Annotated in this window: 4 protein-coding genes; all 4 read right to left on the reverse strand. The window is 49.2% G+C overall.

Annotated elements, in window-relative coordinates; all coding sequences use genetic code 11:
- Positions 1-84 precede the first annotated feature (84 nt).
- Positions 85-621 carry a transposase gene (locus NC980_RS26220; RefSeq protein ID WP_347272553.1) on the reverse strand — a complete coding sequence of 179 codons (537 nt, stop codon included), beginning with the start codon at positions 619-621 and terminating at the stop codon, positions 85-87.
- 242 nt (positions 622-863) lie between these two features.
- Positions 864-1,301 carry a transposase gene (locus NC980_RS26225; protein ID WP_242026503.1) on the reverse strand — a complete coding sequence of 146 codons (438 nt, stop codon included), beginning with the start codon at positions 1,299-1,301 and terminating at the stop codon, positions 864-866.
- Between the two features lie 347 nt (positions 1,302-1,648).
- The gene (locus NC980_RS26230) at positions 1,649-1,786 is read right to left on the reverse strand and encodes a response regulator transcription factor (RefSeq protein ID WP_190375040.1); all 138 of its coding nucleotides are present in this window, start codon (positions 1,784-1,786) and stop codon (positions 1,649-1,651) included.
- Between the two features lie 302 nt (positions 1,787-2,088).
- Positions 2,089-2,350 (reverse strand): HAMP domain-containing sensor histidine kinase (locus NC980_RS26235; protein ID WP_190375041.1); only part of this gene is annotated, 262 nt, incomplete at its 5' end.

Raw genomic sequence — 2,350 nt, forward strand, 5'->3', positions numbered from 1 at the left:
CGCAGTGTAAAGCGTGGTGCCGAAGTTCGATGAGAATTACCTGCCGAAGATAACTGAGAATCGGGTGCCGAAGTTACGTGAGAATCACCTGCCGAAGTTTATGCAATTTTGCACTGTGGCAGTAATCGCTTTGGGAGTCCCCAATCTGGTTTTCAAGCGTCGAAAAAATGCCCCAATTGCCGAATTCGACTTGCCTGCTGCCATGGCTGCAAGGCGAAAAGCATTGGCTGCCCGACTAGCAACCGGGCGGGTCTTTGAATTCTTGCGTTTACCGCCAGAGATATTACTGCCAGGGCATAACCCTAACCACGAGGCAAAGTGTTGAGCCGAGGGAAAGCGGGTAGCATCTAATCCGACCTCAGCTAAAATCGTCTGCACGGTTAGCACCCCCATGCCATCAATTGCCCTAAAGTCCACACCGCTGATGCGATGGAGATGATGTTTGAGGTCAAAGCTCGGTTGATTCTGTTGGGGTTTGCGCCCTCGACTGGGCGGTGCAAGCGATGAAACGCTCTCCTGAGCCGGAAGTTGATTGAGATAGCGCTCAATCTCGGCATCGCACGCCGCAATCTGCTGTTGATAGCTTTCGTAAAGCGTCAATTCCTGTGCCAAGACAAACACATGCTCAACGCGATAGTCACCGCTCAGAGCCGCGGCAATTTCCGCTTCGCTTTTACGGACTCGTTCATGCTTGAGCGCGGCTAAGCGATGCGGGTCACAATCGCTTTCAGAATTTTTAGTCCACTCACACCGGTCACATCACTCAGAACTTGATGCAACTGAAGGTTCATCTGGGTCAACGCTTTCTGCATCCGTTGGACATGACGTGCTGCATCTGCAATCAGCGTTTCGCGTTGTTGGACCTAGCTTCTCAACACACACATCTGGTCGGCTGGACGAAATGACCCAGACAGCAAGCCATAACTGTGTAACTGTCGCAGCCATTGACAATCGAGCACATCACTTTTGCGTCCGGGGACGCTCTTAACGTGATGAGTATTGATTAAAATCACTTCAAATCCATGCCCCTCCAGCATTTGAAATACCGGAATCCAATAGACTCCGGTTGACTCCATTGCCACGGTTTGCACCTCACACTGTTTTAGCCAAGTGACCATCGCGAGGAGATCAGGAGTGTAGCAGCCAAACTCGCGCACAGATTCTGTATCCCGCTCTGGCGGCACACTCACCCAATGACTCGTTGCCCCAATATCAATCCCGCAGGCATGATGATTCAGCACCTCAAAGGATTCTGCCTCATCGCGAGTTCTGCACTTGCCCAGTTGAGAACGCTGTACCATGAAAGCACCTATATAAACATGAGGGCAATCCTTCACCCGGAATCAGTGACCGTTTAATTCTCCTAATCGGGATAAAGGGTTGCCCCTTTTCACCAGTGAGTTTCACGCTTTGATCCCAGAACCAGACTCAGGACGGGCAAGATTGCACCAGTGTTCTATCGGTTTTGGCCGTGAAGGAACTGCCTTGCTCTTTAGGCTACCGCTCATTTGTTTCTTTCGCCCTTCCCGCTGGTGCGCCTTCGTTGGAGACTCAGGCTACTTAGTCAGCAATTTGCTGCTGAGTCTAGTCTTTAAGCCGTAACTCAGCAACGGTGGCACGATCGCGATCGTGTTGAATTTTGGGGCGCTTATCCCGTCCGCTCATGCATTGTTACAGCCGCACCTGCTCTTTGTAAGATGAACATCAGTAGGTCAGCAATGTCAGTTTCATCTTCAACCAGCAAAACCCGGATCTCTTTAAGCGGTTGGCTTTGATTGTCTTCCATGGATTGGCGTGCTTATTGCTACACCTCGGAATGCTAAAGGAAGCAGGTGTGCAAACGCATCCGTCTAGGTTAGTAGCAAACCAGCAGAATGCTACTTAGGAGGGGGTAAACATTTAAGAATAGACTTCTTGCGTGAATGGCAAATTAGGAAGTTCAAACTATTAGAAACTCGTGCCAAAAAACGATTCACGCAAGAAGTCTAATGCAATAATCTAGCTTAGAACGATATATCATTTTTCTACAGCGAGAACTAGTCTCTCGCTGTAGACCAACTTATCTCAATCATCCTCAATTTGGGTTGACTAGGATTTAGTTGTCTCAGCCGATACTACTGGCAACTGGATGATAAAGCTTGTTCCCTTGCCCTCTGCACTTTCAACCTCAATTGTCCCTTGATGCATTTCAGTCAAGCTCTTCGCCAAGAATAAGCCTAAGCCCCATCCTTCCTGCCCTCCAGCAGTCTTAGTACGACGAAATTGTTGAAAAAGAATGGATCGCGCCTCTGGAGAAATGGGCTGCCCTTCGTTATGAATAGTGATGTGGATTGTTGTTGCAGTGTGTTGC

Origin of the sequence: Leptolyngbya sp. AS-A5 (assembly GCF_039962495.1) — a bacterium.
In the GTDB taxonomy this organism is placed as follows: Bacteria; Cyanobacteriota; Cyanobacteriia; order Leptolyngbyales; family Leptolyngbyaceae; genus Leptolyngbya.